Source organism: Kitasatospora sp. MBT66, from assembly GCF_000710405.2.
GTDB lineage: Bacteria > Actinomycetota > Actinomycetes > Streptomycetales > Streptomycetaceae > Kitasatospora > Kitasatospora purpeofusca.
Map to the genome: position 1 here is coordinate 1 of NZ_JAIY01000032.1, position 2,822 is coordinate 2,822.

The window sequence follows — 2,822 nt, forward strand, 5'->3', positions numbered from 1 at the left end:
AGGAGGTCCGGGCTGGTGCGGCTCGTCGCATCGCTTGACGGAGGACCCGACTCGGCCATCGTCCGCGGGCCGCACCGCTTCCGCCCTCAGATCTCGACGTCGCCGTAACCGACCTCGCCAAGCATCAGCTGCGAGCACCTGTCACTCGGGGCCTCGTCCGTACGGGAACGACCATGGCCGGTTTCCCGGTCGCGGGGCAGACGGCGCGGGGATCGATCCGTACGCTGGGCGTTCATGTCGATCACAGCCTCGGCGATGGGACGTGCGCGCCTCCTCCCGGTCCTGACGCTTCTCACGCTCCTTCTCACCCTGACGGGTACCGGCGGGCGGGCCTTCGCCGCCGACCCCGCTCAGCCGCACTTCACGGCGACCGTTGACGACACCACTCTGACAGCCGGCCAGATCGGCAGACTCAGTGTGACGTTCACCAACCGCCAGGACCAGCCGGTGACCTTCCTCTACGCGACGGTCAACACCGTCGACGTGAACGCGTCGTGGCTCACGGTCCGGCACGAGTTCGCGGGCTGCGCGGGCGGCGCCGGCTGGTGCAGTGCCGTGCCTGACAGCGCGAGCTTCAACCTGACGTACCCGCAGGTGCCGATCCTGCCGGGCGAGAGCCGCACCGTGGCCTTCGACTTCCGCTTCACCGCGGACTCGGACTGCACCACCGGCGCCCAGTTCGGCTTCGGGGTGCAGTACTTCTACTACGAGTACGGCACGAGCACCTACCAGTCCTCCCAGAGCCTGACCCCGCCCACCATCATCACCCTGGTCTGTCCGACCGCGGCGTAACCCCTCGGACTACCGTCCGGAAGCGGACGGAAGCGGACGGCAGCGGTCCCGGGGTTCTCCAGGACATCGGACTCTGCCATGACCCGAACCACCTCGGTGGGCCGGTTGCGCAACGGGCACCGGCGGCGACACCCCGGCGAGGGCTCCCGAATCCGCAACCGGGCCGGGCCGGGGTGTCGCCGCCGGCCCGGGGGTCCGGGGCCGGGATTCCGGTGGGGCGTCGATGCTGCGGACAGCAGGGTTGTCCGCGCGGTGGATCAGTCGCTGCTGGCGAGTGTCTCCTTGATCCTCGCGATCGCGAAGCCCCATCCCTGTTGGACGGTCGGCTTGCCGGGGACGGCCAGTTCCTGGGGGTTGGTCAGGACGTCGAGGAGTACCGGCCCCGGCGTGTCGAAGGCCCGCTGGACACCGTCGCGCAGTTCGGAGGGTCGGGTGATACGGATGCCGGTCAGACCGAGAGCGGTGGCGACTGCGGCGAAGTCCGGGTTGTCGAGCTCGGTGCCGAACTCCGGGAGTCCGGCCTGTTCCTGTTCGAGTTTGACCATGCCGAGGCGGCGGTTGTCGAAGACCACGAGTTTCACCGGCAGCCGGTAGGTCTTGATGGTCATCAGGTCGCCGAGCAGCATGCTGAGGCCGCCGTCCCCACAGAACGCGACGACCTGTCGGTCGGGAGCCCAGAGTTGGGCGCCGATGGCCTGGGGCATGGCGTTGGCCATGGAGCCGAGGTTGTAGGAGCCCAGCAGCTGCCGGCGCCCGTGCATGGTCACGAAGCGGGACAGCCAGACGGTGGCCATGCCGGTGTCGGAGGTGAAGACCGCGTCGTCGCTCGCGCAGGCGTTCACCGCTGCGGCCAGCGCCTCGGGGCGCACGTCGTGGTCGCGATTGTCCAGGACGCTGCGCAGGCGGCCGAGCAGGCGGTGGTCGTGGTCGGGGTCGGCCAGGCGCTGCTGGTCGGCGGTCCACCGTTCGAAGCGGTCCCGGGCGGACTCGAGGTGCGAGCGGTCCCCCGCCGGCACGAGATGCGGGAGAAGTGCGCGCAGGGTGGCTGCGGTGTCACCGGCCAGGCCCACGTCGACGGGCGTCCGGCGGCCGAGGTGGCGTTCCAGGAGGTCGATCTGGAGGACCTTGCAGTCGGTGGGGTACCAGTCGCGGTAGGGGAAGTCCGTGCCGAGCATGATCAGGGTGTCGCAGGCGTCCAGTGCCTCGACGGCGGCGGGGTTGCCGATGAGGCCGGTCTGTCCGACCTGGTAGGGGTTGTCGTCCTCGAAGCCCTCCTTGGCCTTGAGGGTGAGGACCATCGGTGCGGACAGGCGCTCGGCGAGTTCCAGCACCTGTGCACGGGCGTCGCGGGCGCCCTGGCCGACCAGCAGGGTGACCCGGTCCGCGGCGTTGACAAGGTCGGCGGCCTCCCGGATTCCGGCGTCGTCGGGCCGGGTGACGGGACGGGCACGAGGGAAGCGGGCGGGGCGGTCGTCGGCCAGTTCCCGGTCACCGAGGTCCCCGGGGACGGTGAGGACCGCCACCCCGCGTTCGCTGACCGCGGAGCGCACGGCGCTCTCCAGCATCCTCGGCAGCTGGTCCACCGAGGTGACCGTGGCCCGGAAGACCGCGACGTCCCGGAACAGCATGTCGTTGTCGACTTCCTGGAAGTAGTCGCTGCCCATCTCGGCGGAGGGGACCTGTCCGGCGATGGCGAGTACCGGGGTGCGGCTCTTGGCCGCGTCGTAGAGGCCGTTGAGCAGGTGCACCGATCCAGGGCCGACGGTGCCCATGCACACACCGAGGGTTCCGGACAGCTGGGACTGGGCACCGGCCGCGAACGCGGCGGCCTCCTCGTGACGGCAGCCTACCCAGTCGAGACCGTCGGTGGTGCGGATGGCATCGGTCAGCGGGTTCAAGGCGTCGCCGACGACGCCGAAGACGTGGCGCACGCCCAGCTCCTGCAGGGCATCGACGATCACGCGGGCGACGGTACGTGCCACGGGAAATCCCTTCGAAGTGTCAGACAGTGAATCGGTCGGGGTCGGCGC

General features: G+C 70.2%; 2 protein-coding genes. One reads left to right on the forward strand and one right to left on the reverse strand.

Features of this window, described 5'->3' with window-relative positions; translation table 11 throughout:
- Nucleotides 1-234 precede the first annotated feature (234 nt).
- The gene (locus BI06_RS45265; RefSeq protein WP_149030706.1) at nucleotides 235-792 is read left to right on the forward strand and encodes a hypothetical protein; all 558 of its coding nucleotides are present in this window, start codon (nucleotides 235-237) and stop codon (nucleotides 790-792) included.
- A 257-nt stretch (nucleotides 793-1,049) separates the two neighbouring features.
- Here BI06_RS45265 and BI06_RS45270 read toward each other — a convergent pair whose 3' ends face one another.
- On the reverse strand, nucleotides 1,050-2,774 hold the full coding sequence (locus BI06_RS45270) for a thiamine pyrophosphate-dependent enzyme (protein ID WP_030394363.1): 1,725 nt from the start codon (nucleotides 2,772-2,774) through the stop codon (nucleotides 1,050-1,052).
- Nucleotides 2,775-2,822 lie beyond the last annotated feature (48 nt).

Coding starts and splice junctions, on each gene's coding strand:
- BI06_RS45265 (WP_149030706.1), top strand. CDS start 235: ATGTCGATCACAGCCTCGGCGATGGGACGTGCGCGCCTCCTCCCGGTC.